Source organism: Bacillus sp. YC2 (genome assembly GCF_019891195.1).
Lineage (GTDB): Bacteria > Bacillota > Bacilli > Bacillales > Bacillaceae > Bacillus.
On the sequence record NZ_JAHXDO010000001.1, the window covers coordinates 107,392 to 130,435 of the forward strand.

General features: G+C 46.8%; 25 protein-coding genes and 1 pseudogene. 6 read left to right on the top strand and 20 right to left on the bottom strand.

Annotation, left to right across the window (positions count from 1 at the left end):
• Position 1: 1 nt before the first annotated feature.
• Positions 2-598 (bottom strand): sulfite oxidase-like oxidoreductase, encoded by a 597-nt coding sequence (locus KY305_RS00510; protein ID WP_223060894.1) that lies wholly within the window; start codon positions 596-598, stop codon positions 2-4.
• Positions 599-696: 98 nt separating this feature from the next.
• Between KY305_RS00510 and KY305_RS00515 the strand changes: the two genes are divergently transcribed.
• A complete protein-coding gene (locus KY305_RS00515; RefSeq protein WP_223060895.1) occupies positions 697-1,299 on the top strand; it encodes a biotin transporter BioY in 603 nt (200 codons plus the stop codon).
• A 37-nt stretch (positions 1,300-1,336) separates the two neighbouring features.
• On the opposite strand, the gene KY305_RS00520 is transcribed toward KY305_RS00515, so the two are convergent.
• Together KY305_RS00520 and KY305_RS00525 are read right to left on the bottom strand one after the other, a co-directional pair.
• On the bottom strand, positions 1,337-2,665 hold the full coding sequence (locus KY305_RS00520) for a Na+/H+ antiporter family protein (RefSeq protein WP_223060896.1): 1,329 nt from the start codon (positions 2,663-2,665) through the stop codon (positions 1,337-1,339).
• 130 nt (positions 2,666-2,795) lie between these two features.
• A complete protein-coding gene (locus KY305_RS00525; RefSeq protein ID WP_223060897.1) occupies positions 2,796-4,286 on the bottom strand; it encodes a leucyl aminopeptidase in 1,491 nt (496 codons plus the stop codon).
• A 147-nt stretch (positions 4,287-4,433) separates the two neighbouring features.
• Here KY305_RS00525 and KY305_RS00530 point away from each other — a divergent pair, with 147 nt between their 5' ends.
• The gene (locus KY305_RS00530; protein WP_223060898.1) at positions 4,434-4,910 is read left to right on the top strand and encodes a divergent PAP2 family protein; all 477 of its coding nucleotides are present in this window, start codon (positions 4,434-4,436) and stop codon (positions 4,908-4,910) included.
• A 30-nt stretch (positions 4,911-4,940) separates the two neighbouring features.
• On the opposite strand, the gene KY305_RS00535 is transcribed toward KY305_RS00530, so the two are convergent.
• The 4 genes from KY305_RS00535 to KY305_RS00550 all read right to left on the bottom strand — a co-directional run bounded on the left by KY305_RS00535 (position 4,941) and on the right by KY305_RS00550 (position 7,594).
• Positions 4,941-5,582 carry a 3D domain-containing protein gene (locus KY305_RS00535; RefSeq protein WP_262417559.1) on the bottom strand — a complete coding sequence of 214 codons (642 nt, stop codon included), beginning with the start codon at positions 5,580-5,582 and terminating at the stop codon, positions 4,941-4,943.
• A gap of 100 nt (positions 5,583-5,682) precedes the next feature.
• Entirely contained in the window at positions 5,683-6,003 is a 321-nt protein-coding gene (locus KY305_RS00540) for a YuiB family protein (RefSeq protein WP_214803386.1), read from the bottom strand.
• A 68-nt stretch (positions 6,004-6,071) separates the two neighbouring features.
• Positions 6,072-6,200 (bottom strand): YuiA family protein, encoded by a 129-nt coding sequence (locus tag KY305_RS00545; protein WP_223060900.1) that lies wholly within the window; start codon positions 6,198-6,200, stop codon positions 6,072-6,074.
• Positions 6,201-6,373: 173 nt separating this feature from the next.
• A complete protein-coding gene (locus tag KY305_RS00550; protein ID WP_223060901.1) occupies positions 6,374-7,594 on the bottom strand; it encodes an NAD(P)/FAD-dependent oxidoreductase in 1,221 nt (406 codons plus the stop codon).
• Between the two features lie 310 nt (positions 7,595-7,904).
• Between KY305_RS00550 and yumC the strand changes: the two genes are divergently transcribed.
• Positions 7,905-8,900: a ferredoxin--NADP reductase 2 gene (yumC, locus tag KY305_RS00555; RefSeq protein WP_223060902.1), complete on the top strand. Its 996-nt coding sequence runs from the start codon at positions 7,905-7,907 to the stop codon at positions 8,898-8,900.
• Positions 8,901-8,938: 38 nt separating this feature from the next.
• Here the strand turns inward: yumC and KY305_RS00560 are convergent, their stop codons facing one another.
• Positions 8,939-9,082: a hypothetical protein gene (locus tag KY305_RS00560; protein WP_223060903.1), complete on the bottom strand. Its 144-nt coding sequence runs from the start codon at positions 9,080-9,082 to the stop codon at positions 8,939-8,941.
• Positions 9,083-9,311: 229 nt separating this feature from the next.
• Here KY305_RS00560 and guaC point away from each other — a divergent pair, with 229 nt between their 5' ends.
• The gene (guaC, locus tag KY305_RS00565) at positions 9,312-10,292 is read left to right on the top strand and encodes a GMP reductase (protein ID WP_223060904.1); all 981 of its coding nucleotides are present in this window, start codon (positions 9,312-9,314) and stop codon (positions 10,290-10,292) included.
• Between the two features lie 41 nt (positions 10,293-10,333).
• On the opposite strand, the gene KY305_RS00570 is transcribed toward guaC, so the two are convergent.
• The 6 genes and pseudogenes from KY305_RS00570 to KY305_RS00590 all read right to left on the bottom strand — a co-directional run bounded on the left by KY305_RS00570 (position 10,334) and on the right by KY305_RS00590 (position 14,224).
• A complete protein-coding gene (locus KY305_RS00570; protein ID WP_223060905.1) occupies positions 10,334-10,552 on the bottom strand; it encodes a DUF5970 family protein in 219 nt (72 codons plus the stop codon).
• Positions 10,553-10,568: 16 nt separating this feature from the next.
• Positions 10,569-10,739: pseudogene (locus tag KY305_RS20460) on the bottom strand (stage II sporulation protein M); the annotation flags it as partial.
• Between the two features lie 379 nt (positions 10,740-11,118).
• The gene (locus KY305_RS00575; protein WP_013353444.1) at positions 11,119-11,481 is read right to left on the bottom strand and encodes a HesB/IscA family protein; all 363 of its coding nucleotides are present in this window, start codon (positions 11,479-11,481) and stop codon (positions 11,119-11,121) included.
• A 77-nt stretch (positions 11,482-11,558) separates the two neighbouring features.
• Entirely contained in the window at positions 11,559-12,413 is an 855-nt protein-coding gene (gene dapF / locus KY305_RS00580) for a diaminopimelate epimerase (RefSeq protein WP_223060906.1), read from the bottom strand.
• Between the two features lie 226 nt (positions 12,414-12,639).
• Positions 12,640-13,854 carry a NupC/NupG family nucleoside CNT transporter gene (locus KY305_RS00585; protein WP_223060907.1) on the bottom strand — a complete coding sequence of 405 codons (1,215 nt, stop codon included), beginning with the start codon at positions 13,852-13,854 and terminating at the stop codon, positions 12,640-12,642.
• A 133-nt stretch (positions 13,855-13,987) separates the two neighbouring features.
• Complete coding sequence (locus tag KY305_RS00590) at positions 13,988-14,224, bottom strand: YuzB family protein (protein ID WP_061522216.1); 237 nt, start codon at positions 14,222-14,224, stop codon at positions 13,988-13,990.
• 265 nt (positions 14,225-14,489) lie between these two features.
• Here KY305_RS00590 and KY305_RS00595 point away from each other — a divergent pair, with 265 nt between their 5' ends.
• Complete coding sequence (locus KY305_RS00595; RefSeq protein WP_223060908.1) at positions 14,490-15,557, top strand: NAD(P)/FAD-dependent oxidoreductase; 1,068 nt, start codon at positions 14,490-14,492, stop codon at positions 15,555-15,557.
• Between the two features lie 39 nt (positions 15,558-15,596).
• Here the strand turns inward: KY305_RS00595 and KY305_RS00600 are convergent, their stop codons facing one another.
• A complete protein-coding gene (locus tag KY305_RS00600) occupies positions 15,597-15,923 on the bottom strand; it encodes a YuzD family protein (protein WP_223060909.1) in 327 nt (108 codons plus the stop codon).
• 79 nt (positions 15,924-16,002) lie between these two features.
• Between KY305_RS00600 and KY305_RS00605 the strand changes: the two genes are divergently transcribed.
• Complete coding sequence (locus KY305_RS00605; RefSeq protein WP_197464687.1) at positions 16,003-16,338, top strand: NifU family protein; 336 nt, start codon at positions 16,003-16,005, stop codon at positions 16,336-16,338.
• A 43-nt stretch (positions 16,339-16,381) separates the two neighbouring features.
• Here KY305_RS00605 and KY305_RS00610 read toward each other — a convergent pair whose 3' ends face one another.
• From KY305_RS00610 to cotNH, 5 genes are all read right to left on the bottom strand, one after another.
• Positions 16,382-18,358 (bottom strand): S9 family peptidase, encoded by a 1,977-nt coding sequence (locus KY305_RS00610; protein ID WP_223060910.1) that lies wholly within the window; start codon positions 18,356-18,358, stop codon positions 16,382-16,384.
• Positions 18,359-18,457: 99 nt separating this feature from the next.
• Positions 18,458-19,387: a homoserine kinase gene (gene thrB, locus KY305_RS00615; RefSeq protein WP_223060911.1), complete on the bottom strand. Its 930-nt coding sequence runs from the start codon at positions 19,385-19,387 to the stop codon at positions 18,458-18,460.
• Positions 19,384-20,442 (bottom strand): threonine synthase, encoded by a 1,059-nt coding sequence (thrC, locus tag KY305_RS00620; RefSeq protein WP_223061594.1) that lies wholly within the window; start codon positions 20,440-20,442, stop codon positions 19,384-19,386. The genes thrB and thrC overlap by 4 nt, the downstream gene beginning before the upstream one ends.
• Positions 20,442-21,743: a homoserine dehydrogenase gene (locus KY305_RS00625; RefSeq protein ID WP_223060912.1), complete on the bottom strand. Its 1,302-nt coding sequence runs from the start codon at positions 21,741-21,743 to the stop codon at positions 20,442-20,444. The genes thrC and KY305_RS00625 overlap by 1 nt, the downstream gene beginning before the upstream one ends.
• A 199-nt stretch (positions 21,744-21,942) precedes the next feature.
• The gene (gene cotNH / locus KY305_RS00630) at positions 21,943-22,959 is read right to left on the bottom strand and encodes a spore coat-associated protein CotNH (RefSeq protein ID WP_223060913.1); all 1,017 of its coding nucleotides are present in this window, start codon (positions 22,957-22,959) and stop codon (positions 21,943-21,945) included.
• Positions 22,960-23,044: the final 85 nt, after the last annotated feature.

Genomic DNA, 23,044 nt, shown 5'->3' on the forward strand with positions numbered 1-23,044 from the left:
ATCAATCCCATGTAAAACGCTGATTTTTCCACGGATCTCCTCTCATATGATAGCCGTTTTTCTCCCAAAAACCAGGATGGTTTTCCTTCGTAAATTGGATGCCGCGCAGCCACTTGGCGCTTTTCCAAAAATAGAGATGGGGAAAAACGCCTCTGAGCGGATAGCCGTGCTCCGGCGTTAAAGGCTCTCCGTTATGAGCGTATGCGAGCAAAGATGTTTCCCGTGTAAAATCAGTGAGCGGCAGATTGGCGGTCCAGCCTTCTTCGGCATGAAGTATGACGTATCCAGCCTCTTTTTGGACCCCCGCTTTTTCAGCGATATCTTTTGCATGCACTCCCTGCCATACGTTATCAAGCCGGGACCAGCCCGTAACACAATGTATATCATTTTCTGATTCGGTTTTCGGAAAGGTCTTCAGATCTTCAAAGCTTAACAGCATCGGCTGATCAACAAGTCCGTAAACCTGCAGATTCCATTTTGACAAATCTTCATAGTAAGGAACATTTCCGGCGTGCAGCACTGGAAATTTCGTTGTGACATTTTGGTTTGGCGGCACTCTTTCCGATTGTACTGTTTGTTTCGTTTTCCCGAAAAACATATGGCTCCCTCCATTTTGTAAACCTATATAAAAATTATGTTGACAATCATTTTTCCTTCCATTACGCTATTCTGGTACAAGTATAAGGGGGAAAACAGATGATTCAACGTAAACTTCGCGCCGGTGATATGGCGCTTATCGGGATGTTTGCCGCACTGATGGGTGTCGGCGCCAACATTACATCAATGGCTCCCTTTTTGCAAGTTGCGGGAATTCCTTTATCTCTTCAGCCGTTCTTTTGTCTGTTAGCGGCGATGCTTCTCGGCAGCAGGCGCGCCGCCATTGCGATGACGGTCTATGCACTGGCCGGATTAGCGGGGGCGCCCATTTTTGCTCAGTTCTCAGCGGGCTTTGCGCCATTTCTCGGAAAAAGCGGCGGATTTATTCTCGCTTACATTCCGGCAGCATTTGCCGCAGGCTGGCTGTTAGAAAGAAAAGCGGAGCCTGGCCGATTTCTTTATGCTGCGGCCTCTCTCATCGGGACCGGCGTCATTTACGTGATCGGCACGACTTATATGTATATTGCGCTGAAACTGTGGCTTCATGCTCCTATCAGCTATGGTACAGCCTGGTTTTATATGGTTTGGTTTTTCATAAAAGATATGATCTTAGCCATAATATTGGCTTTTATTGCACCCGCCATTTATCGTTCAATTCATAAAGCGACAGGTTTCAGAAGAAATCATACGTCATCTGTGTAAGAACTGCAAAAAAGGCTCCCTGACAAGGGAGCCTTTTCTACAGGACAAGCGCAGCAATCCAGCCGAATAAAATAAGCGGGATGTTGTAAAAGATGAACGTCGGTACGCACGTATCCCAAATGTGGTGATGCTGTCCGTCTGCACTGAGGCCTGAGGTCGGGCCAAGCGTACTGTCACTCGCCGGAGATCCGGCATCTCCAAGCGCGGCTGCGGCTCCGATCACCGCAACCGTCGCCATCGGACTGAACCCGAGCTGAACACACAGCGGCACAAAAATAGTGGTAATGACAGGTACAGTCGCAAATGAAGAACCGATTCCCATTGTGATTAACAAACCGACGATCAGCATCAAGAATGCACCCACTGATTGGCTGTGGCCGATAAATCCCGTGGAAGCTTTTACTAGTGATGCTACATCGCCCGTTTTATTCAATACATTTGAAAATCCTGCCGCAACGAGCATGACGAAACCGATAAAAGCCATCAGAATCATACCGTCTGTAATAAGCTTATCAGCTTCATTGCGTTTCATGGCCCCGCTGATAAACAGCGTAAACAGGCCGGCAAGCGCCCCCATGATCATGCCTTCCACTCCCAAGACCTGTGACAGATAGAGCTGAACCCCAAGTGACACAGCAATCGACAAAACGGCGATCGCGATGCTTTTTTTCGTATAAGGGGAAGACGATAATCCGGCAATTTCTTTCATTTCATATTTTTTCGGCTTACGGAAGAAAATAATGGCCAAAATTAAGCCGACGACCATTCCCGCCGTCGGGATAATCAGAGCATACGGGATATCGCTGAGCGGCACCTTTAAACCGGATGATGCCATATTGTCTCTCAGCATGCCCTGAAAAATCTGCCCGAAACCGACAGGCAGAACAATATATGGCGCCGTCAGACCGAATGTCATCACACACGCAATCAGTCTGCGGTCCATTTCAAGTTCATTAAATATTTTCAAAAGCGGCGGAATCAGTACAGGAATAAACGCGATGTGAACAGGCACCACATTTTGCGAAAAACATGAGATGATTAAAATAATCAGGACAATTAACACTTTAGACAGTGCTTTCTTTCGCGAGTCTTCCTTTTTTCCGATTAATTTGACAGATGCTTCGACCATTGCATCAGGAAGCCCCGTCTTTGTTAACGCCGCGGCGAACGCACCGAGAAGCGCGTAGCTGACGGCGACAGTGGCATTTCCGCCGAGACCGTCTGTAAAAGCCTTCACCGTATCGCCAAGGCCCAAACCTCCAGTCAGTCCGCCGGCTAATGCGCCGATCATTAAGGCTATGATTATATTGACACGCAGCAAGCTTAACACGAGCATAAGCAGCACTGCGACAATAACAGCATTCATGATAGTTCCCTCCAAAAATCCTTTAGTTTGCTAATGTAGTAGATAATTAAAGTTAACATATATTCTGCGCTTTAGTCAACTAAAGATTTTGGGAATCAAAAACCCGCTGCTTTAGGGCAGCGGGCTGCGGTTAAGCTTGGGGCGTAAATCGCTCGGCCAATGTGGCTAAGGTCCTTGCCATGACGCCGGTTGCTCCGGACGGTCCGAAGCACGTCGCTTTATTGGCCGTTGCCGTCCCGGCAATATCGAGATGAACCCACGGCGTGTTCTCGGCAAATTCGCCGATAAACGTTCCCGCCATAATCGCGTGGCCTTCCCGTCCCGGAGAATTGTTCAAATCAGCCATTTGGCTGTTTCTTACCCGTTTTTTATCCTTTTCTGTAATCGGCAGCTGCCAGATCGGCTCTCCGCATTCTTGGGCCGAGTCGGCGACCTGCTCATAAAAGGCCGCGTGGTTTGTCATGGCGCCGGTCGTCTCCGTTCCTAACGCGACCACAACGCCTCCCGTTAAGGTTGCAACGTCTACGAGGACAGATGCCCCGTGATGCTTGGCGTATGTGATGCCGTCTGCCAGCACGAGCCGCCCTTCCGCATCAGTGTTTAAAATTTCAATCGTTTTTCCGCTGAGCGATACGATGACATCATCGGGCTTCATGGCATCACCGGAGATCATATTGTCCGTTGACGGAATGACGGCAAGCACATTTTGTTCAGGACGGAGTTCCCCGATAATCTCCATTGCGCCCAAGACGGAAGCCGCGCCTCCCATATCGCTTTTCATGCCGACGATGCCTGTTTTCGGCTTGATGGAATATCCGCCCGTATCAAACGTAATGCCTTTTCCGACAAGACCGATGACATCTTCCCAGTTTTCTTTGCCCTGATACTTGAGGACAATCATTTTCGGCGGTTCAGTTGATCCTTTGTTGACGGCGAGAATCCCGCCCATACCCAGCTCTTCCATTTCATCCTTCTCTAAAATTTCACATTCAAAATCATATTTTGCCGCAAGCTCAGCGGCATATGACGCCAAATCGGTCGCCGTGAGCATATTTCCCGGCATATTCACAAGCGTACGGGCTGAATTCGTTCCTTGGCCGTATGCGGCGCCGACGTTCAGGCCGGCCTGCACTTCCTGCAAATCTTCATCCGTCACCGCACAGACGGAGGTTAACTCCTGATCCGGCTCATTCGATTTATGTTTATAATCCTGCACTTCGTAAACAGCAAGCAGACAGCTTTCCGCCAGTGCGTGAGCGGCGTCGGCGGCCGGCACCTCGCTTGAAACGAACGTGTCAAGCAGCACGGACACTTCCTGCTTTTTGTCTTGATGTATTTGCTGAAATACGCGGGCAAAGCATTCTTTCGTATCTTCAAACGAGTAATTCGCTTCTCTTCCCAACCCGATAAAATAAATACGTTTCATACCTGTTCCGAGCGGAGGGTATACTTTTGATACACGATTTCGTTTTGCAGACACATCACCGTCCTTTAACAGCTGTGTCAAATGTCCGTTCAGCTCATCATCCAATTCCTTCGTGAATCCGTTAAGCCTGCTTTTTTGGAAAAGTCCGACGACCAGTGTTTCAGGATGCCGCAGTTGATCAGCCGCATAAAACATGAGCACACACTCCTTAGGTGGGTATTTGTTATGTAAAATGGTATAATGATAAAACATTTTTCCATTAATATTATTTTAACAAACTAAGGGCGTTTCCTGCAGTTTTTCGTTTCCATTTGACTGTTTTATATAGAAAGGATGTCACATATGGATATATTTATGAATTTTCCTTTACTGGCGAGCTTTGCTGCAATTATCTTTGCCCAGGTTGTAAAAGTACCCATTCAATTTATCGTATCCAAAAGGCTTGACTGGTCCCTTGTGACAAGCACAGGCGGCATGCCAAGCTCCCATTCCGCTGCCGTAACAGCGCTGTCTACGGGTATAGCTTTGGAAAGCGGTCTGGATTCGCCTCTGTTTGCAGTCGCTGCGATTTTCGCCGTCATTACGATGTTTGATGCCACGGGTGTAAGACGCCATGCGGGCGAGCAGGCGACGGTCATTAATAAATTGGTCATTGATTTTAATCGGTTTGTCAGCGAGGCAAGGGATTTTCCGAAGGCGGAGGAGAAAGAAAAGCAGAAAAAGCTGAAGGAACTGCTCGGCCACCAGCCGATTGAAGTGTTTTTCGGCGGCCTGACGGGCATTGCGCTGACCTTGATTTTAGATTATTTCTTTATGTGAAAAAACGCTTCAGCGGGTGCTGAGGCGTTTTTATTCTTTAACAGTTTTATACTGGTTTCTGAATACTTGTAAGGACTTTGTTTCATTCAGCTTTACCAGTTCATCCTCGGAAACCGTTCCGTTACCTTTTTTTACGATATAAACATCCAGTGTTTTTTTGCCCCAGTTATTATAAACGTCCTTCACGGTGTCAAAGTAGAGATCGAGACGGCTGCCTTTTATTTTTGAACCGGTATCAGCCACTACCCCATACCCGTAATTCGGGATAAACAAAATGGTCCCAATCGGAAAAACAGACGGATCGGCGGCAACCGTAGAATATAAATCGCGTTTGACCTTTACACCTGAATATGTAATGCCGTACTGCGGGTGCCCCGGGGATTTTCCCGTAGATTCCGCCCCGGCCGTATAACCGGTTGCCGTCACCTTATGTGACGGATAGCGCTTCCAGTCAAAAGCTTCTTCCAGCGGCTTTACTTCGCCTGAAGCCTTCCTTTCCGGATGATCCTGCAATGACTGAAACGGAATGCCGATTTTTTTCAAAGATTTCCCGTGATTTTCAATCATCCAGTTTGACAGGTCTTTTGCTTCTACTCCGGTGATGGCAAAGTATGTAGCGTTACATGCGCCCAAAAAGAGCACGATCATGAATATGCGCCTGATTATCGTCATTATCAATCACCTCTCCTCCGAGTCATTGTTCCCAACTCGGGGAGACACTATACAAAAACGGCATCACACAAAAAAAGCTTTCTCAAATAAGAAAGCGAGCTTAAAACATTTGATATCCTCTTTTTCTAAGCGCCTTAATGGCAATCCCTGACATAATGGCTCCGGCGAGGCCGCCGGCTAAAATGACGATATCGGCGATCGCTAATGACGTCATGCGCTGAAACAGGCTTTGAAACGATTCTCCCGGGGCTTGCACATAACTGATCATCTTTTTATTGCTGATAATGAAAAGGCATACAATCGGATATACAACAGCCATAATCCACGACATTCTCAGCAGCATGTTTAACAGAAAGCCAATGCCGAAAAACAAAACAAAAAATAAAACAATTGAGATGATGACGACAGGCAAACTAATCATAAACAACCACCCCCTAAAGCACTTTCAGTGTACCTCGGAGGCGGTAAAAAAGTCAACGTCTGGAAACATCAGCGTGTCTCTTTGCCGCTTCCCTGACAGGACGGACATGTTTCGGAGCCGCCAAGAAGCAATTGTAAATAACCTTTACCAGAGCAGAACGGGCACGCGGCCACAGTGCTTTTCGCTGTTGTTTTCATGCGGATCACCCTTTTTCTTAATTTTCTGATAATATAACATATCCCATTGTCAAGCACCAAGTCAGAAGATGTGACAAATCATTTGATGTAAGCGGAAACATCTTATTTTTACTACTGAATCCTTTTCGTTCCGCCATTTTTTAAAAGAAGTAAAAACCCGCGCCTGCGGGTTTTTAGAAGAATTTAAATTTCCCTTTTTTCAGTGTCAGGCCGAGGCCGCCGATCATAAATAACGAACGGTTGTCGATTACCTTTTTCATGAAGGATGCCGGCGTGCCTTTCAGCTTCTTGCCGTAAACGACACCGACCGCATTATGTTCTCCGAGGGAGGCTACCGTTCCTTTAATATCCGGCTTGAATTCTTCAAGCTGTCCTCCTTTAATCAAGCGGCCTAAGTTTTTGGCGACTGTTTCTCCTTGCTGCATCGCGATCTGCGCAGTCGGCGGATAAGGGCGTTCCGTCTCTTCATTTATAAACAGGGAGCTGTCGCCGAGAATAAAAACGTTCTCATGACCGGGCGCCCGAAGATCAGGATTCACCTTGACACGGCCGCGCATGTTTTCAAAACCGGCTTCCTCCACGATCGGATGTCCGCGTACACCTGCCGCCCACACAACGGTCTGCGATTTAATTTCTTCAGGCTCTTCGTCTTTTTTACCGACCGTGACACCGTCTGCCCTGCATTCTTGAACAGCAGTGCCGATTTTAAACTCAACGCCCTTGTCTTCAAGATAATGGACGGCGTAATCCACAAGCTCCGGATCAAAGCCCGGCAGGACAGTCGGAGCAGCCTCGACACATACGATGCGGACCAGGCTTTTATCAATGTCATAATTCCTGCATAACTCCGGCATGCGGTTGGCAAGCTCGCCCAGAAATTCAATGCCTGTGAAGCCCGCGCCGCCGACGACAATGGTTAAGCGGTCGGAACGCTTTTCGGCCTCAGTGTTGTATGTTGCAAACTGCAGTTCAATGTGTTCCTTCAACTGGCGTGACGTATTGATATTAGCAATCGGAAATGCAAATTCTTTTAAACCTTTAATACCGAATGTTTCCGGGACGGCGCCCAGCCCGATAATGAGATAATCGTACGGAATGTCTCCATTTAAAAGGGTAACTTTTTTATTTTGAACATCAATCGCTTTCACCGTATCCTGCACAAACTTGACACGCGATTCATTTATCACATCTTTTATTTGATATCTGCAGCGGTCATGGTGCAGCGTTCCTGCGCTCGCCTCATGCATCCATGTCGTCTCATAATGATAGTTGTGCTTATTGACTAAAGTAATCTCAGCATCATTTGCGCTGATCTGCTTCGGAAGCCTCGTCACTGTCATTAATCCACCATAACCTGCACCTAAAACCACGATTTTGGGTTTATTCAATGCCATCACATCCACCTTCTTTTTTTTGCTGTTAGACGCATTATCAAATCAACATTTGTAATAGCTTCAGCTTATTGGCGGGATTTTATGAAATGAATTATAAATTTTTTAGAAAACCGCACATGTCTGCATATCACCATAGTATCCGAGAGAAACGGAAAACATTCAGGAAAAAACAGAATGGAATTTGTCCCCATCTTAGCGGCGGCAAGGATATTTTTCAAGAATGAAGCGGCCGAGCGGGTTTCGCCACTCGTCATCATTTCAAATTGTATGTTATAATTAATAACAATTTTCATTTAGGAGGCAATTTGGTATGCAAGAGGATTCAAAGGTTTACGATATTACGGTTATCGGCGGCGGCCCGGTCGGCCTGTTTACTGCATTTTACGGGGGAATGAGACAGGCAAGCGTCAAAATCATTGAAAGCCTGCCCCAGCTTGGCGGCCAGCTTAGCGCGCTGTATCCTGAAAAATATATTTATGATGTAGCCGGATTCCCGAAAATCCGCGCACAAGAGCTCGTGAATAACCTGAAAGAGCAGATGGGAAAATTTGATCAAACCATCTGCTTAGAGCAAGCCGTTGAATCAGTTGAAAAGCAAGCAGACGGCGTGTTTAAGCTTGTTACGAATTCAGAAACGCATTATTCAAAAACAGTAATCATCACTGCAGGAAACGGCGCATTTAAGCCGAGAAAGCTTGAGCTTGAATCAGCAGAGCAATATGAAGGAAAAAATCTTCATTACTTCATTGACGACCTCAATCAATTCGCGGGCAGACGCGTTGCCATCTTAGGGGGCGGAGATTCCGCGGTAGACTGGGCGCTTATGCTTGAGCCGATTGCGAAAGAAGTCAGCATCGTTCACCGCCGTGACAAATTCCGTGCGCATGAGCACAGTGTAGAAAACCTGCACAATTCTAAAGTAAACGTGCTGACGCCGTTTGTTCCGTCTGAACTTGTCGGTGAAGACCGGATTGAGCAGCTCGTGCTTGAAGAAGTGAAAGGCGACCGTAAAGAAATTGTCGAAATTGACGACCTGATCGTAAACTACGGCTTTGTTTCATCTCTTGGCCCGATTAAAAACTGGGGGCTTGATATCGAGAAAAACTCCATCGTGGTGAAAAGCACAATGGAAACAAATATTGAAGGATTCTTCGCTGCAGGAGACATCTGCACATATGAAGGAAAAGTAAAACTGATCGCCAGCGGTTTCGGCGAAGCGCCGACAGCCGTAAACAACGCGAAGGCTTACATGGACCCGAAAGCGCGCGTCCAGCCTCTGCATTCCACAAGCATGTTTGAAAAATAATAAAAAAGAGTCTGTGTCATCGCGGCACAGACTCTTTTTTATTTAAATATCCAGATATAATTCATCACCGTTCCGACAACAAGCGCAATGACAAGTGCTGACACGACCCAGATCGTTCCTAAAATAATCCGGTCCTGAATTTTTTGGGCTTTTGGATTGTGTTCGTGCTGCTCCTGATTCATACCGAACCCTCCCTCCTGTTTCTTCCATATCTATTAAGACAAACAGTTGATCTAAAAATCCAATATCACTATGATAACCAAACTCCGTACGGATGACAAGCCGCCGGCATTTGCCCCCTATAAAGAAATATGAAAACATTTGACATCAGATACAAAACGAAGTACATTATAAAAAGACGAACATTTAATTTATATGTGATTTTATTATTCGTTTTTAGGGGTGTTATGTATGGAAAACGTATTTGATTATGAAGATATTCAATTAATTCCTGCAAAGTGTATTGTAAACAGCCGCTCTGAGTGTGATACATCAGTGACATTGGGCGGGCACACATTTAAGCTTCCGGTCGTACCCGCAAATATGCAAACAATTATAGATGAGAACATCGCAATCCGGCTTGCGGAGAACGGTTACTTTTATATCATGCACCGTTTTGAGCCGGAAAAACGCTTATCCTTTGTCCAAGACATGAAAGCGCGCGGGCTTATTTCTTCCATCAGTGTCGGCGTGAAGGAAAATGATTATGCCTTCATCCGGGAATTAAAAGAACAGCAGCTTGTACCGGATTACATCACAATTGACATCGCTCACGGCCATTCCAACGCGGTGATTGAGATGATTCACTTTATAAAAGAAAACGTGCCGGAAAGCTTTGTCATTGCGGGCAATGTCGGAACGCCGGAAGCCGTAAGGGAATTAGAACGCGCGGGTGCTGATGCGACAAAAGTAGGAATCGGTCCAGGGAAGGTCTGCATCACAAAGATTAAAACCGGTTTCGGAACAGGCGGTTGGCAATTAGCCGCGCTTCGCTGGTGCGCAAAAGCGGCAAGCAAACCGATCATCGCTGACGGAGGCATCCGCACGCACGGCGATATTGCGAAATCCATCCGTTTCGGCGCGTCTATGGTCATGATCGGATCATTATTCGCCGGCCACGAGGAATCACCGGGACAAACGATAGAAATCGACGGAAAGCTGTATAAAGAATATTTCGGCTCCGCTTCCGAATATCAAAAAGGCGAGAAGAAAAATGTTGAGGGCAAAAAAATGCATGTCGAGCATAAAGGCTCTTTACAGGACACACTGACTGAAATGGAGCAGGATCTCCAATCATCAATTTCTTACGCCGGAGGAAACAAGCTTGACGCGATTCGAAATGTCGATTACGTCATTGTGAAAAACTCAATTTTTAATGGCGATAAATTTTAAACGGCAATTACAAAAAAGACATTCAATCCATGAATGTCTTTTTAAATATTAAAATATAGAACAATACTGGATAAAAGATTAATGAGAAAGATAAGCAAAAAAACGTATCGAATCATTTTATGAAAAGGGGCAAATAAAAAAATATACAATCCCGCTGCCCCAAAAGTAAGTACAGGAAATAACCACTCAAAGGATAAAGAAATGACATACCCTATGATCATAACAATCGGCACTCCGATTAATGATAATTTACTTCTCATATTCATTCTGCCCCTTCTACTTAAATATTGGTGTGATATAAGCCTCAACAATTGCCGCAGCGATCAGTAAACAAATGATGCACAGCACCATGACGCCGATATGTTTAAACATCGTTATCATAATCTTTTTTTGCTTAGAAAAACACAGCCTAATGACCAGTTCAATGCTCTTGAAACCGATAGCGCCACACTTTTTTATAATCTGAGAGCATTCTATCTCAGAGCCCTTCTGTTCTTCTTTTTCCGGCCAATGTAATCTCTATTGCTTCGCTAAGTAGTAGTCGCGGGTATTTTTTTTGCCCCCTAAAACACTCGTAACTCTCCGCCATTTTTTTTAACGCCATAATAAAAACGCCTCCCTTAACGATGATTTAATTTACATCGCTAAGACAAGCGTCATTAACAATCCTAACAACCATGAAACAGGTTTGTTTTTACTCCCAAAATAGTAAAGGTTATTCGCTGCTGCAATCTGCAATCTCCCGGGACAGTTTTCGATTAGATGATCGAATCATATCCCGCCAACATTGGCGTGTCGCAAAACGTTGATATACCGTGCTAAACCCCTAGCACTCTTCCGGTGTGCCGGCATTTTTAGCCGTGCGGAAAGAAGAACCGCAGCCGCATGATGCGATGGCGTTCGGATTGTCGATCGTGAAACCGCCGCCCATCATAGACTGCTTGAAGTCGATGATGGTGCCGTTCATAATATCAAGGCTTTCGCTGTCGACCAAAACGTTGATGCCGTGCTGCTCGAACAAGCTGTCTTTTTCGCCTTTTTCATGCTCAAACCCCATTCCGTAAGACAGGCCGCTGCAGCCGCCGCCTTTTACGCCTACACGGAGAAACGCGTTTTCTTCTTCATGCTCTTTCATCATATCTTTTATATGCAAAGCCGCTGCTTCAGTAATTGTTACGGGAACACTCATGGTATGACCTCCTTTTTAAAAAAACGGATGCTGTTATCTATTATAAACATGAAGGGCCCAATTCTCAAACGAGCTGTTTACAGAAAATAGACGCCGTCACATACGGTTTCAGCTGGGCCTGTCATGAGGACATGCCCGTTGTCCTGCCAGTTAATCACAAGGTCGCCTCCGGCTAAATGAACGGTAATGTCTTGATTCCGTTCGGATACACCGTTTAATACAGATGCGACAGCCGCTGCGCAGGCGCCGGTTCCGCATGCCTGGGTAATGCCGGAGCCCCGTTCCCAAACGCGAAAATGAAGCTCATTGGCGTTTACCGTTTCCACAAATTCGACATTGACGCCTTCCGGGAATCTCGGATCTTTTTCAATGACGGGCCCGAGCGTTGTCAAAGGCGCTTGATTAATGTCTTCAATCGGAAATACGATGTGGGGATTTCCCATTGAAACGGCTGTTCCCGCGAGCTCCGCTTCTCCGAATGTGAAGGTTTCATTTATCGTCTGTTCATCACCATTGCCCTCCATCGGCAGCTCTTTTTTTGTAAGGCGCGGTTCGCCCATATCAACTGCGACTTCGCGCACCATTCCGTTTTCCTCTTTAATGTCTGCTTTCACAAGGCCTGACAGCGTTTCGATGAAAAAGGACGTTTCTTCTGTCAGCTTATGTTCGTATGCGTACTTTGCCACACAGCGAAGACCGTTGCCGCAGTTTTTTCCTTCTGAACCGTCATTATTAAAGATCCGCATTTTCACGGGCGCTTTCTCAGACGGACAAATGAGAATCAATCCGTCAGAGCCGATTCCCGTATGAATGCTCGACACCTTGACAGCGATGTCTGCCAGCCGTTCTTCCGGCAGCTGTTCTTCAAATTGGTTCACATATATATAACTGTTTCCAAGACCGTGCATCTTGGTAAAACGAAATGAATTCATATCGGCCTCCAACTTTTTTTCTTTTTCTTAGTATAAAAGCTCTTTCGTGCGGACACAATACAATTATCCCCCGTTTTTCATACATAAAAGCTCCCTGCATGTTATATGCAGGGAGCTTTTATCGTTTAAAACCAAACTCGTTGATGAATAAACGGGCCGGATAGTGCCGGGATACCCGGCAGGCGGCACATCGCTGAAAAGCCACAAATCGTGGCTTTTTTTACGTTTAAATAAACATACCGGCAATCGCGGCGCTGAGAAGATTTGCGAGCGTTCCCGCAATGACCGCTCTCAATCCGAGGCGCGCGATGTCTGAACGGCGGCTTGGCGCCAAACCGCCCAGTGTGCCGAGCATAATCGCAATGGATGAGAAGTTGGCAAATCCGCACAAGGCAAAGCTGATAATGGTAGACGTTTTTTTCGAAAAATCTGCAATATGGGGGCCGAAGTTTGAGTAAGCGACAAACTCGTTCAATACAAGTTTTTGCCCGATATAGCTTCCCGCCTCTAAGGCTTCATGCCAAGGAACACCGATCACAAATGCAATTGGAGAAAACACATACCCTAGAATGGATTCTAATGTAATATGTTTGAAACCGAACCAGCCGCCGATTCCGCCGAGAATTCCGTTCACAACGGCGATTAATGCGACAAACGCAAGCAGCATGGCCCCGACGTTCAAAGCAATTTGAAGACCTGTGGACGCGCCCTTTGCAGCGGCGTCGATCACATTCGCGGCGCCTTCACCTTCGTCCATATTAAAATCGCCTTTTACCGTCTGTGTTTTTTCCGTTTCCGGAATCAGTATTTTACCGAATACGAGACCGGCCGGAGCCGCCATAAAGCTTGCCGCCAGCAAATATTCGATCGGAATGCCCAGCAGCGCGTAACCGAAAAGAGTGGAGCCCGCTACAGCAGATAGACCGCTCGTCATAATCGTAAACAGCTCGGAACGTGTCAATCCGGCAATCAGCGGTTTAATGACAAGCGGTGATTCGGATTGGCCGACAAAAATATTCGCTGCCGCTGCAAGCGATTCTGTTTTGCTTGTCCCAAGAAGTTTTGAGAGCCCGCCTCCGATGACGCGGAAAATGAGCTGCATGATTTTCAAATGATACAAAACGGCAATGAGCGCTGAGAAGAAAATAATGACCGGCAGAACGCTCAGTGCAAATGCCGGGCTGCTGCCCACTTTCAAAAGAGGACCAAAAATAAAGCTGATCCCTTCATTCGCATAATCAATGAGAAGCTGAACGCGGCTGGAAAACCATAAAAACACAGCCCGCCCCGCATCCCACTTTAACACGATGTATCCAAAGGCAATTTGTAAACATAAACCGACGATGACGGTTCTTACGTTAATTTTGCTTTTCTTTTCTGATAACAAAAAAGCAATGGCTAATATAGCCGCTGCCCCGAGCAGCCCCCAAACTATATTCAATGAATCCACCTCTAAAATTTTATTTAAAAAAAGTCTTTATTAAGATAACAATATTTATTTTTGCTGTCTACAAATTTTTTATTTTGCCAAAACTCGGAGCAATAAAAAAAGAGGCCCGCTCGGAGCCCCCTGATTAAAACATCGGATTTTCTTCTATGAATGTATATATGTTTTCAACAAGTTCAGCCGGCGTGTTCCCTGTGACCACTTCGCCGTTAACAAGGGCGAACATGGACTCCATGCATTTTCCGCAATAGCTTAAACAGCCGTATTCAAGCACGTCCAGATTCGGGTCCTTCTCCAATATCTCTCGTGCTTCCTGGGAACCGCGCGCTAAATTGCTGACACAGAATTCAATCATCGGATTCATGCGGTTTCACCTCACATATGTACCTTATCCTAACGGAATTTCCGCTTTTCGTCAAAGAGATGGTTTGGCGTAAGCATTATCGTAACATATTAATTCAGGGTAAAGGTTTTACTATTATGCGTTTTCTGGTCAATTTGTAGGTTATTTTAAAACTATTATTGTGGTTTTAGATCAAATTCGATATAATTCTAGATGTTATTTTACATAGTTCGTTATTTTGTAACAACATTGACTACCATATTTTTCGGGCAAAAGGGGAATCATAATGAAAAAATTGGTCTTGATCGGCGGAGGGTACGGGAACATGCGGGTGCTTCACCGTTTATTGCCGAACCAGCTTCCGTCAGATATTTCAATTACGCTGATTGACAGAAATCCGTATCACTGCTTAAAAACAGAATATTATGCACTTGCTGCCGGCACTATTTCTGATCATCATATCAGAGTGTCTTTTCCTGAACACCCGAATTTGGATGTTCAATACGGAGAGGTGTCTTCGGTCGACACGAAAAATAAACAAGTACTGTTCCATGACCGCGAACCGATTTCTTACGATGATGCGGTTATCGGGCTGGGCTGCGAGGATAAGTATCATAACGTGCCCGGCGCCCCGGAACACACATACAGCATTCAGACGATTGACCAATCACGCGCAACCTATCAAAGACTGAACAACCTCGGCGCCAATGCAGCTGTCGCTATTGTCGGAGCGGGATTAAGCGGCGTTGAGCTTGCCAGTGAATTAAGAGAGAGCCGTGACGATTTAAACATTATATTATTTGACCGCGGTGAACTGATTTTATCAAGCTTTCCGAAGCGGCTGAGTAAATATGTCCAAAATTGGTTTGAGGAACACGGAGTCACCATTATCAATAAAGCGAATATTACACAAGTGGAAGACGGCATCGTGTATAACCACGGCGAAGCCATTCACGCCGATGCTATCGTTTGGACGGCCGGAATTCAGCCGAATCAAGCCGTAAGAGACTTAGATGCAGAAAAAGACGCACAAGGCCGCGTCGTGTTAACACCGCACCATAATATTCCGGGTGATGAGCATGTATATGTCGTCGGCGATTGCGCGAGCCTTCCGCATGCACCCAGCGCCCAGCTGGCCGAAGCCCAGGCTGAACAAATCGTACAAATTCTTCAAAAACGCTGGAATCAGGAAGAGCTGCCGGAAACGATGCCGCAGTTTAAGCTGAAAGGCGTGCTCGGCTCACTCGGAAAAAAAGCGGGCTTCGGCCTTGTCGCCGACCGTCCGCTGATCGGGCGTGTGCCCCGTCTGTTAAAATCCGGGCTTTTATGGATGTACAAGCATCATAACGGATGATAAAAGCAAAACCGCTGATTGGCCATCAGCGGCTTTTTTCTATGAACCGGCTACGTAGCCGCGCTTTTCCATTTCTTCATATATATCTTTTAAATTCGGATTTCCTTCCCCTACAATGACGTCCTCCACTAAAACGAGCGGATAAAAGAATTCGTCGTTTCTGATTCGTTCTGAGAGCTCTTGAATGTCTTCTCGTTGAGGCGGTTCATTAATATCAATATATTGCATCCTAAAAGGCTGATCAGGATATTTCCGCTTCAGCGCCGCCTCCAGCCATTCAAAAGTATCCTTGGCGCCGGGCATATTCACGCAGCTTGCGCAGACCGTTTCCGCGCCGTAAACGCTGAGCATAATCGGCTCTGTCATGTTTATCATCCCCTTTACACCAGTATACAAAGGACGGGGCAGCTTTTGTATAAAAAACGGTTTTTATGTTCAAGTATAGATGTGCTATAATAATGAAAGCAACTTTGCAAACCAAACATTAGATTTTTATCGTTACTGTGAATATAATGGTTTTATGCATATGAAAGGAGCGAATGTCATGACTGAGGTTGAAATGAAAGAACAAGTACAGGAAGTATTAGATAAATTACGCCCGTTTTTGCTTCGTGACGGCGGTGACTGTGAGCTTGTCGACGTGGACGAAGGGATTGTAAAACTTCGCCTCCTTGGCGCATGCGGAAGCTGCCCAAGTTCAACGATTACGCTGAAAGCGGGAATCGAACGCGCCCTTCTTGAAGAAGTGCCGGGTGTCGTTGAAGTAGAACAAGTATTTTAATCAAGAAGAAACCAGGCTGATCTCACAGCCTGGTTTTTTATTTTTACAAATATTGATCAAACCACGAACAGATATAGTTCAGCCGCTTCATCCGCTGCTTAGGGCGGCCGCTGCGTGACAATTCATGCGTGGCTCCCGGAAATCTGACAAACGCGGTTGTTTTGTTTAATTTTTTCAGTGCGGTAAAAAGCTGCTCCGCTTGTTCTATCGGGCAGCGGTCATCTCGCTCTCCATGAAGAATTAAAAGCGGGGTCGTGACTTGTGACGCATATTTTATCGGCGAACGCTCCCATAGCTTTTCCGTTTCCTCAAATAAGTCGTGCCCAAGCTGCCAGTCTGTGAAAAAGTAACCGATATCACTGACACCGTGAAAGCTGAACCAGTTTGAAATAGAGCGCTGCGTGACAGCCGCTTTAAAACGGTCTGTCTGGCCGACGATCCAATTGGTCATAAATCCTCCGTAGCTTCCTCCCGTCACACCGAGACGATCCCGGTCAATAAACGGATAAGCATCTGCAGCCTCATCCACAGCCTGCATGACATCGCGGTAATCTCCTCCGCCGTAATCCCCCCTGACACGATTGACAAAGTCCTGTCCATAGCCGTGGCTGCCTCTCGGATTCACATACACGACTGCATACCCTTGAGCGGCCAGCACTTGAAATTCGTGAAAATATGTATGTCCGTACATCATGTGAGGCCCGCCGTGTACGTAAAGGATGAGCGGATTTGTCTTATTTTCTTCAAATCGCGCGGGCTTTAAAAACCAGCCGTTCACCGTCAGCCCATCCTTTGTTTCATATTGCAGGTTTTCCGGAACGGATATGATATGCTCCTCGACAAAACGGTCATTGGCCGCCGTCAATTGTTCCTCTTCCCCTTCTCCCAGCGGAATGCTGTAAAGCTCAGAGGGCCGTGACGGCTTGGCAATGACGGCGATATAGCTTTTTTGATCGGGATGAAAAGTAAAACCGTTTACGTATTCATCTTCTAACCGGATCGGGTAAGCGAGTCCGTCAATTGAAATATAATAAATGCCGGTGCTTCCCTGCTCGGTTCCGAGGACGTAAAATCCCTGGCCGTCGTTTGTCCATACCGGACGCGGGGTAACGCCTCCTATAAGTGAATCCGCAATAAGCGCGTCACTTAAATGGACATCCAGCATGTCAGTCAGGCAAGACAGCCGTTCGTTTTTCATGTCGTAGAGCCATGCCTTTTCTAATGTCGCATTGCGATATTCATTTTCATGGCCGAGTATGGCGATATAAGAACCATCCGGTGAAAACGCGCACGAACCGAAGGAGCCGCTGTACGGCGTAATTTGTGTCAGGCGGCCGCTTTTCAGCTCCATTACATAGACATCGCTCGGCTTACTGGCATCGCCCTGATCGGTTAAATTGGCGGTAAACACAAGCCGTTCGCCATTTGGAGAAAATGCCGCGTCATAATGATCAGCTTCATGATCCGTAAGCTGCTGAATAGTTCCCGTTTCCGGATTGACAAGCACAAGCTGCGCCCAGCTTCCTTTTAGTAAACCTCTTCCATCACGTTTGTACGTTAATGATTGAACGTCAACAGGCTCAAATTCATCTCGTTTCTTTTTTTCTTGATCATCCGCGCGTTCAGATGAAGTCAGACTGACGGATAGAAGCACTGATTTGCCGTCGGGAGACCATATGGGGTCAGATACGCCCCATGGGATATCGGTCACTTTTTCGCCCTCTCCTCCGCCGGCGTTCATGATAAAGAGCTGGGGAACACCTCCGTCCCTGTCAGAAACAAAAGCGAGACGCGATCCGTCCGGAGACCATCTCGGACTGGTGTTTTTCTTGTCCCCATATGTCCATCGGCTTGACGTCCCGGTCTCTGCGTCATACATCATAATCGCTGAGGAATACGAATCCTGCTCTTGATTTACTTTTGTCTGTACGTAGGCCGCCCGTTTGCCGTCAGGGGCATACTGGGGGTCGGTCACGGATACAAGTGCCGCAATGTCTTCTTCGGTCATGAGTTTTTTCAATTCATTCTCCTCCTTTTCTTTTTATTTCGCTTCCCTAAATAAAAATCCTGCTCTTCGAAAAAAAGCGTTCTTCTCTGCCGTGAAGAACGCTTTTTAACATTATATGCTTTTCACCTGCTGCAAAGGATTCCGATCAATGACACTTCCTTCTCTCGGAACGGTCAGCGCCGCAATTTCACAGTGCGGGAAGTTCAGGGACAGCTGTTGTTTCAGCTCCTCTCCCTTTCCTTTTTCAGTCAGCACAAGAATTGTCGGCCCCGCTCCGCTCAGTGCCGTCCCGTATGCTCCCTTCATCTCAGCCGCATGTTCCACCTTCGACAATTCGGGGACAAGCATGGCGCGGTACGGCTGATGGAGCATATCTTTACTCATCATTTTTCCCGCCAGCGCCCAGTCTTTTGACATGATGGCAGCAATGAGAAGATTGCTGACGGCGCTCGCTTTTACGGCGTTACGGTAAGGAAGCTGTTTCGGAAGCACGTCTCTTGCGTCTCTCGTCAGCACTTCATAAAACGGGATGACCGCGACAACGTCAATGTCGGCATCCGGAACACGCACGATATGTGTCTCATCTTCTTCGTGAAGACCGATCACAAGCCCTCCTGTGAGGGACGCAGCGGCATTATCGGGGTGGCCCTCCTCCAGGCTGGCCAAATGCAGCTTGTCTCTTTCTGACAGCTCCAGACTGCATAATTCGTCAGCAAGCTCTATCGCTGCGACGATAGCGGCCGCGCTGCTGCCGAGTCCGCGCGCGAGCGGAATATCGCTCCATACTTTTACGTGGACAGGCGGCAGTTCTTCATTATAGCGGTCAGCCGTCCGTTTGGCGACTTGATAAATCAAATTGTCCGCACCTGCAGGAATGCCCGCGACAGTTTCCGTTTCGGGCGTAAACTTCCATTCTCCGCTTCGGTAAACCGAGAGCTTCAAATATCTGCTGAGCGCCATCCCGACTGAATCAAAACCCGGCCCTAAGTTAGCTGTGCTTCCCGGAACGGTAATGGAAAACAGCATATCCGCCTCGTTCATACATGAGCCGCTCCGTTCAGATATTCAAGAATGCAGTCTTCATCTGTCGGCAAAGTCATCGGCTGAATGTCAGAAATATCGACTGCCGTGTTCGGATCTTTTAAGCCGTTTCCGGTTAAGACTGCGACAACCTTGCTTCCTTTTGGAATTTCACCCGATTTCACCTGTTTTAAAACGCCGGCAATCGAGGCACAAGAGCCGGGTTCGGCAAACACTCCTTCTTCACGGGCAATCAGCTGATATGCATGGAGAATTTCTTCATCTGTCACTTCATCGATTTTTCCGGCTGATTCTTCTGCCGCAAGCACGGCTTTGTCCCAGCTGGCCGGGTTTCCGATCCGAATGGCTGTTGCCACTGTTTCAGGATTTTTAATGACCGCGCCGCGGACGATAGCCGCAGATCCTTCCGCCTCAAAACCGCGCATTTTCGGCAGGCCGGTGCCGTTTTTCTCGTGGTATTCCTTAAATCCCTTCCAGTAAGCCGTGATATTGCCTGCGTTTCCTACCGGGATCGCCAGGATATCCGGAGCTCCGCCAAGCTGGTCGCATACTTCGAAGGCAGCTGTTTTCTGCCCTTCAATCCGATAAGGATTTACCGAGTTCACCAATGCAATCGGAGATTTTTCACAAATGGAACGGACGATGGCAAGCGCGTCGTCAAAGTTTCCGTCTATCGCGATAATTTCCGCTCCGTACATGACGGCTTGGGCAAGCTTTCCGAACGCGATTTTTCCGTTCGGAATAATGACGATACACTTCATATTGGCTCTCGCCGCATATGCCGCAGCTGCGGCGGATGTGTTTCCGGTTGACGCACACATGATCGTATCGTTTCCTTCTTCTTTCGCTTTGGCAACAGCCATCACCATCCCGCGGTCCTTAAACGATCCCGTCGGATTGACGCCTTCTGTTTTGACATGCAGTTCAATTCCGAGCTTTTCAGAAAGCTTCGGGAGATGGATCAGCGGTGTATTGCCTTCATGCAATGTCAGCGCCGGTGTCTGATCTGTCACAGGCAAAAATTCTTTATACTGATGGATAAGCCCTTTCCACATTAGCTCCAACCGTTCCCTTCTACTCGATATGTGCTCTTTACTTCTTGTACGACTTCGAGATCATGTAAGTTTTGCAGGATGTCGCTGAAGTCCGCTTCTGACGTATGATGCGTGACAATCACGATTTCAGCAAGTTCATCATGCCCTTTAATCGGCAGCTGCAGAATCTTTTCAAAGCTCACTCCCCGTTCTGAGAAGGCGGATGTGATTTTCGAGAATGATCCGACTTGGTCTTTCACGTGAATTCTTAGAAATTGCTGGGCATAAATATCGGACGGCTGCTTCAGATTTCTCTCAAACTGAGGCGCCACAAAGCTGCTGCCGTTCACGCCGAGACGCATGTTTTTCATCACCGCGACAAGATCTGACACGACTGATGTCGCGGTCGGCATACTTCCCGCTCCCGGTCCGTAAAACATCGTTTCCCCAACGGCTTCTCCGTACACGTATACGGCGTTGTATTCATTGTGAACGGCGGCGAGCGGATGATGATCCGGAAGCAGCGTCGGCTGAACGCTGACCTCGATTTTACTGTTATCACGCTGGGCGATGCCGATCAGCTTCATCGTGTAGCCGAGGCGTTTGCTGAAGCTGATGTCTTCGTCTGTGATTTGGGAGATGCCTTTCACTTTGACATCTTCCAGATCGACATTCATGGAAAAACCGAGGCGGGCTAAAATAGCCATCTTGCGCGCCGCATCCAAGCCTTCTACATCGGCGGTCGGGTCCGCTTCTGCGAATCCGAGGTCCTGCGCTTCCTTCAGCACTTCTTCGTACGGGCTTTTTTCTTTGATCATTTTTGTTAAGATAAAATTTGTCGTTCCGTTGACAATTCCCATCATTTTTGTGATCCGGTCAGAGGAAAGCCCTTCTTCCAACGTGCGTAAAATCGGGATTCCGCCGGCGACGCTCGCTTCATAATACAGGTCACACCCATTTTCTTGAGCGGCGGCCAAAAGCTCTGAGCCGTAAACGGCGATCAAATCTTTATTAGCGGTTACAACGTGTTTTTTCGCTTTTAAAGCGTCAAGCAGGTATTCTTTCGTCTGTTCCACGCCTCCGATGACTTCGATGATGACGTCGACATCAGGATCATCAATGACGTCGTACACCTCTGTCGTCAGCACTTCTTTCGGCAGTTCGGCTTCTCTTTTTTTATTAATATCTTTCACCAGAACTTTTTTAATCGTAACCGGACAGCCGACTTGATGCATGAGCTTATCCTGATGGTCTTGAATGATTTTTACGACACCGCTTCCCACGGTTCCCAATCCTAACAGTCCAATACGAATCGCTTTCAAAAAAACTCCACCTTTCTTCCATCTGTCCACTCATAAAGGACAATTGTTAACCCTTCACAGACATTTAAGTTACAAATATTATATAAGCCCCTATTTGTTTTGACAAGCGGCCGTACCTTGGTTTTATAGGATTGTAAACGCTTAACGCCTTGATATGACAAGATTCTATATTTTCTAAATATTTTTGTGTAATATTTTCTTACGAACTGATTCCTTTTCCGAGCCAGGCTACAGGCGGGACAAAAACCTGGGCTGACCTTACATTCATCATGTCATGGCACGTTTGTAAAAACTGCTCATACCGCCCGCAATCGGCAAGGATGTAGTCGAGCTGCTCTTCATAAAAGTGCTTTTCGGAATCCGGTGAAATGTAATAGCTCTCCACCGTCTCGAAGTAATGAAGCGGAAATAGGAGGCGGCTGTAAAACAGGCGTTTGGAAAAGGAGGATAGGGGCGTGATTTGTTCATATTCCTGCAGAAACTGAAATCCGTTATTGAGTAGATCGTCGCGATGATATAAATACGTGCTGCGCATATATTCCGAAATGTCGCGGGACGCATGGTCAAATACCCAATCACCCGGGATGCGGATTAATGATTCCTCTGACCATGTGCTGCGCTCCATCCGCTGGTGGCAGATCGTTCCCGAATCCTCGGCTTGGGGATTGTCGTCCAGCTCCGTATCCACTAAATATTGAATGGCGTTTTCCGCTAAGCCCGAATAATAAGGAAACGATTCAATCATTTTCTTTTCAAACGGCTCAAGCGGGGACATACGGATTTTCTGCATCCAGAATGATTCAAGCTGATCCACGCGCTTTCCCCATAAATCCTTCCACTGGCCGATTCGGCCCGCTTCTTTCACTTCGTACGGGAAGCCTCTGCCCTTTCTGTGGAATTCGGCAAGCTCCGCACCGACAGAAAATGACCGGTTTAAGACCGGGAGCGCCGCCTTTAAAAGCGCAAACGTTTTGCCCTCATGTTCAAAGGTCAGCTCCCCTTCCTTCGTAAAGATAAACACACAAACGTATGGGTCACTTTGTTCTTGTAAATACTGACTCATATAATAAAGTTCCGTCAGCTCTGATTGGGAAAATTGAGAGACGGGAATGATGAGGAAAAAGGAATTCGGCGTTTGAAAGCACTGATACCGCTGATAAACGGAAAGATGCCTGATTTGAATGCCGTACTTTTCTTTAATGATGTCTTTCATCATAATCACCTGCCTGTAAGATTGGGGCTATTCACATCGTAGTCATACACCGGCGAAATTATGAATACATATTGTAATTCTTCAAGGT

What these genes read in the sequence shown, in the direction of transcription:
- KY305_RS00510 (WP_223060894.1), bottom strand. Translation starts at nt 598, where the DNA reads ATGTTTTTCGGGAAAACGAAACAAACAGTACAATCGGAAAGAGTGCCG.
- KY305_RS00515 (WP_223060895.1), top strand. Translation starts at nt 697, where the DNA reads ATGATTCAACGTAAACTTCGCGCCGGTGATATGGCGCTTATCGGGATG.
- KY305_RS00520 (WP_223060896.1), bottom strand. Translation starts at nt 2,665, where the DNA reads ATGAATGCTGTTATTGTCGCAGTGCTGCTTATGCTCGTGTTAAGCTTG.
- KY305_RS00525 (WP_223060897.1), bottom strand. Translation starts at nt 4,286, where the DNA reads ATGTTTTATGCGGCTGATCAACTGCGGCATCCTGAAACACTGGTCGTC.
- KY305_RS00530 (WP_223060898.1), top strand. Translation starts at nt 4,434, where the DNA reads ATGGATATATTTATGAATTTTCCTTTACTGGCGAGCTTTGCTGCAATT.
- KY305_RS00535 (WP_262417559.1), bottom strand. Translation starts at nt 5,582, where the DNA reads ATGACGATAATCAGGCGCATATTCATGATCGTGCTCTTTTTGGGCGCA.
- KY305_RS00540 (WP_214803386.1), bottom strand. Translation starts at nt 6,003, where the DNA reads ATGATTAGTTTGCCTGTCGTCATCATCTCAATTGTTTTATTTTTTGTT.
- KY305_RS00545 (WP_223060900.1), bottom strand. Translation starts at nt 6,200, where the DNA reads ATGAAAACAACAGCGAAAAGCACTGTGGCCGCGTGCCCGTTCTGCTCT.
- KY305_RS00550 (WP_223060901.1), bottom strand. Translation starts at nt 7,594, where the DNA reads ATGGCATTGAATAAACCCAAAATCGTGGTTTTAGGTGCAGGTTATGGT.
- yumC (WP_223060902.1), top strand. Translation starts at nt 7,905, where the DNA reads ATGCAAGAGGATTCAAAGGTTTACGATATTACGGTTATCGGCGGCGGC.
- KY305_RS00560 (WP_223060903.1), bottom strand. Translation starts at nt 9,082, where the DNA reads ATGAATCAGGAGCAGCACGAACACAATCCAAAAGCCCAAAAAATTCAG.
- guaC (WP_223060904.1), top strand. Translation starts at nt 9,312, where the DNA reads ATGGAAAACGTATTTGATTATGAAGATATTCAATTAATTCCTGCAAAG.
- KY305_RS00570 (WP_223060905.1), bottom strand. Translation starts at nt 10,552, where the DNA reads ATGAGAAGTAAATTATCATTAATCGGAGTGCCGATTGTTATGATCATA.
- KY305_RS00575 (WP_013353444.1), bottom strand. Translation starts at nt 11,481, where the DNA reads ATGAGTGTTCCCGTAACAATTACTGAAGCAGCGGCTTTGCATATAAAA.
- dapF (WP_223060906.1), bottom strand. Translation starts at nt 12,413, where the DNA reads ATGAATTCATTTCGTTTTACCAAGATGCACGGTCTTGGAAACAGTTAT.
- KY305_RS00590 (WP_061522216.1), bottom strand. Translation starts at nt 14,224, where the DNA reads ATGAATCCGATGATTGAATTCTGTGTCAGCAATTTAGCGCGCGGTTCC.
- KY305_RS00595 (WP_223060908.1), top strand. Translation starts at nt 14,490, where the DNA reads ATGAAAAAATTGGTCTTGATCGGCGGAGGGTACGGGAACATGCGGGTG.
- KY305_RS00600 (WP_223060909.1), bottom strand. Translation starts at nt 15,923, where the DNA reads ATGACAGAGCCGATTATGCTCAGCGTTTACGGCGCGGAAACGGTCTGC.
- KY305_RS00605 (WP_197464687.1), top strand. Translation starts at nt 16,003, where the DNA reads ATGTGCTATAATAATGAAAGCAACTTTGCAAACCAAACATTAGATTTT.
- thrB (WP_223060911.1), bottom strand. Translation starts at nt 19,387, where the DNA reads ATGAACGAGGCGGATATGCTGTTTTCCATTACCGTTCCGGGAAGCACA.
- thrC (WP_223061594.1), bottom strand. Translation starts at nt 20,442, where the DNA reads ATGTGGAAAGGGCTTATCCATCAGTATAAAGAATTTTTGCCTGTGACA.
- cotNH (WP_223060913.1), bottom strand. Translation starts at nt 22,959, where the DNA reads ATGATGAAAGACATCATTAAAGAAAAGTACGGCATTCAAATCAGGCAT.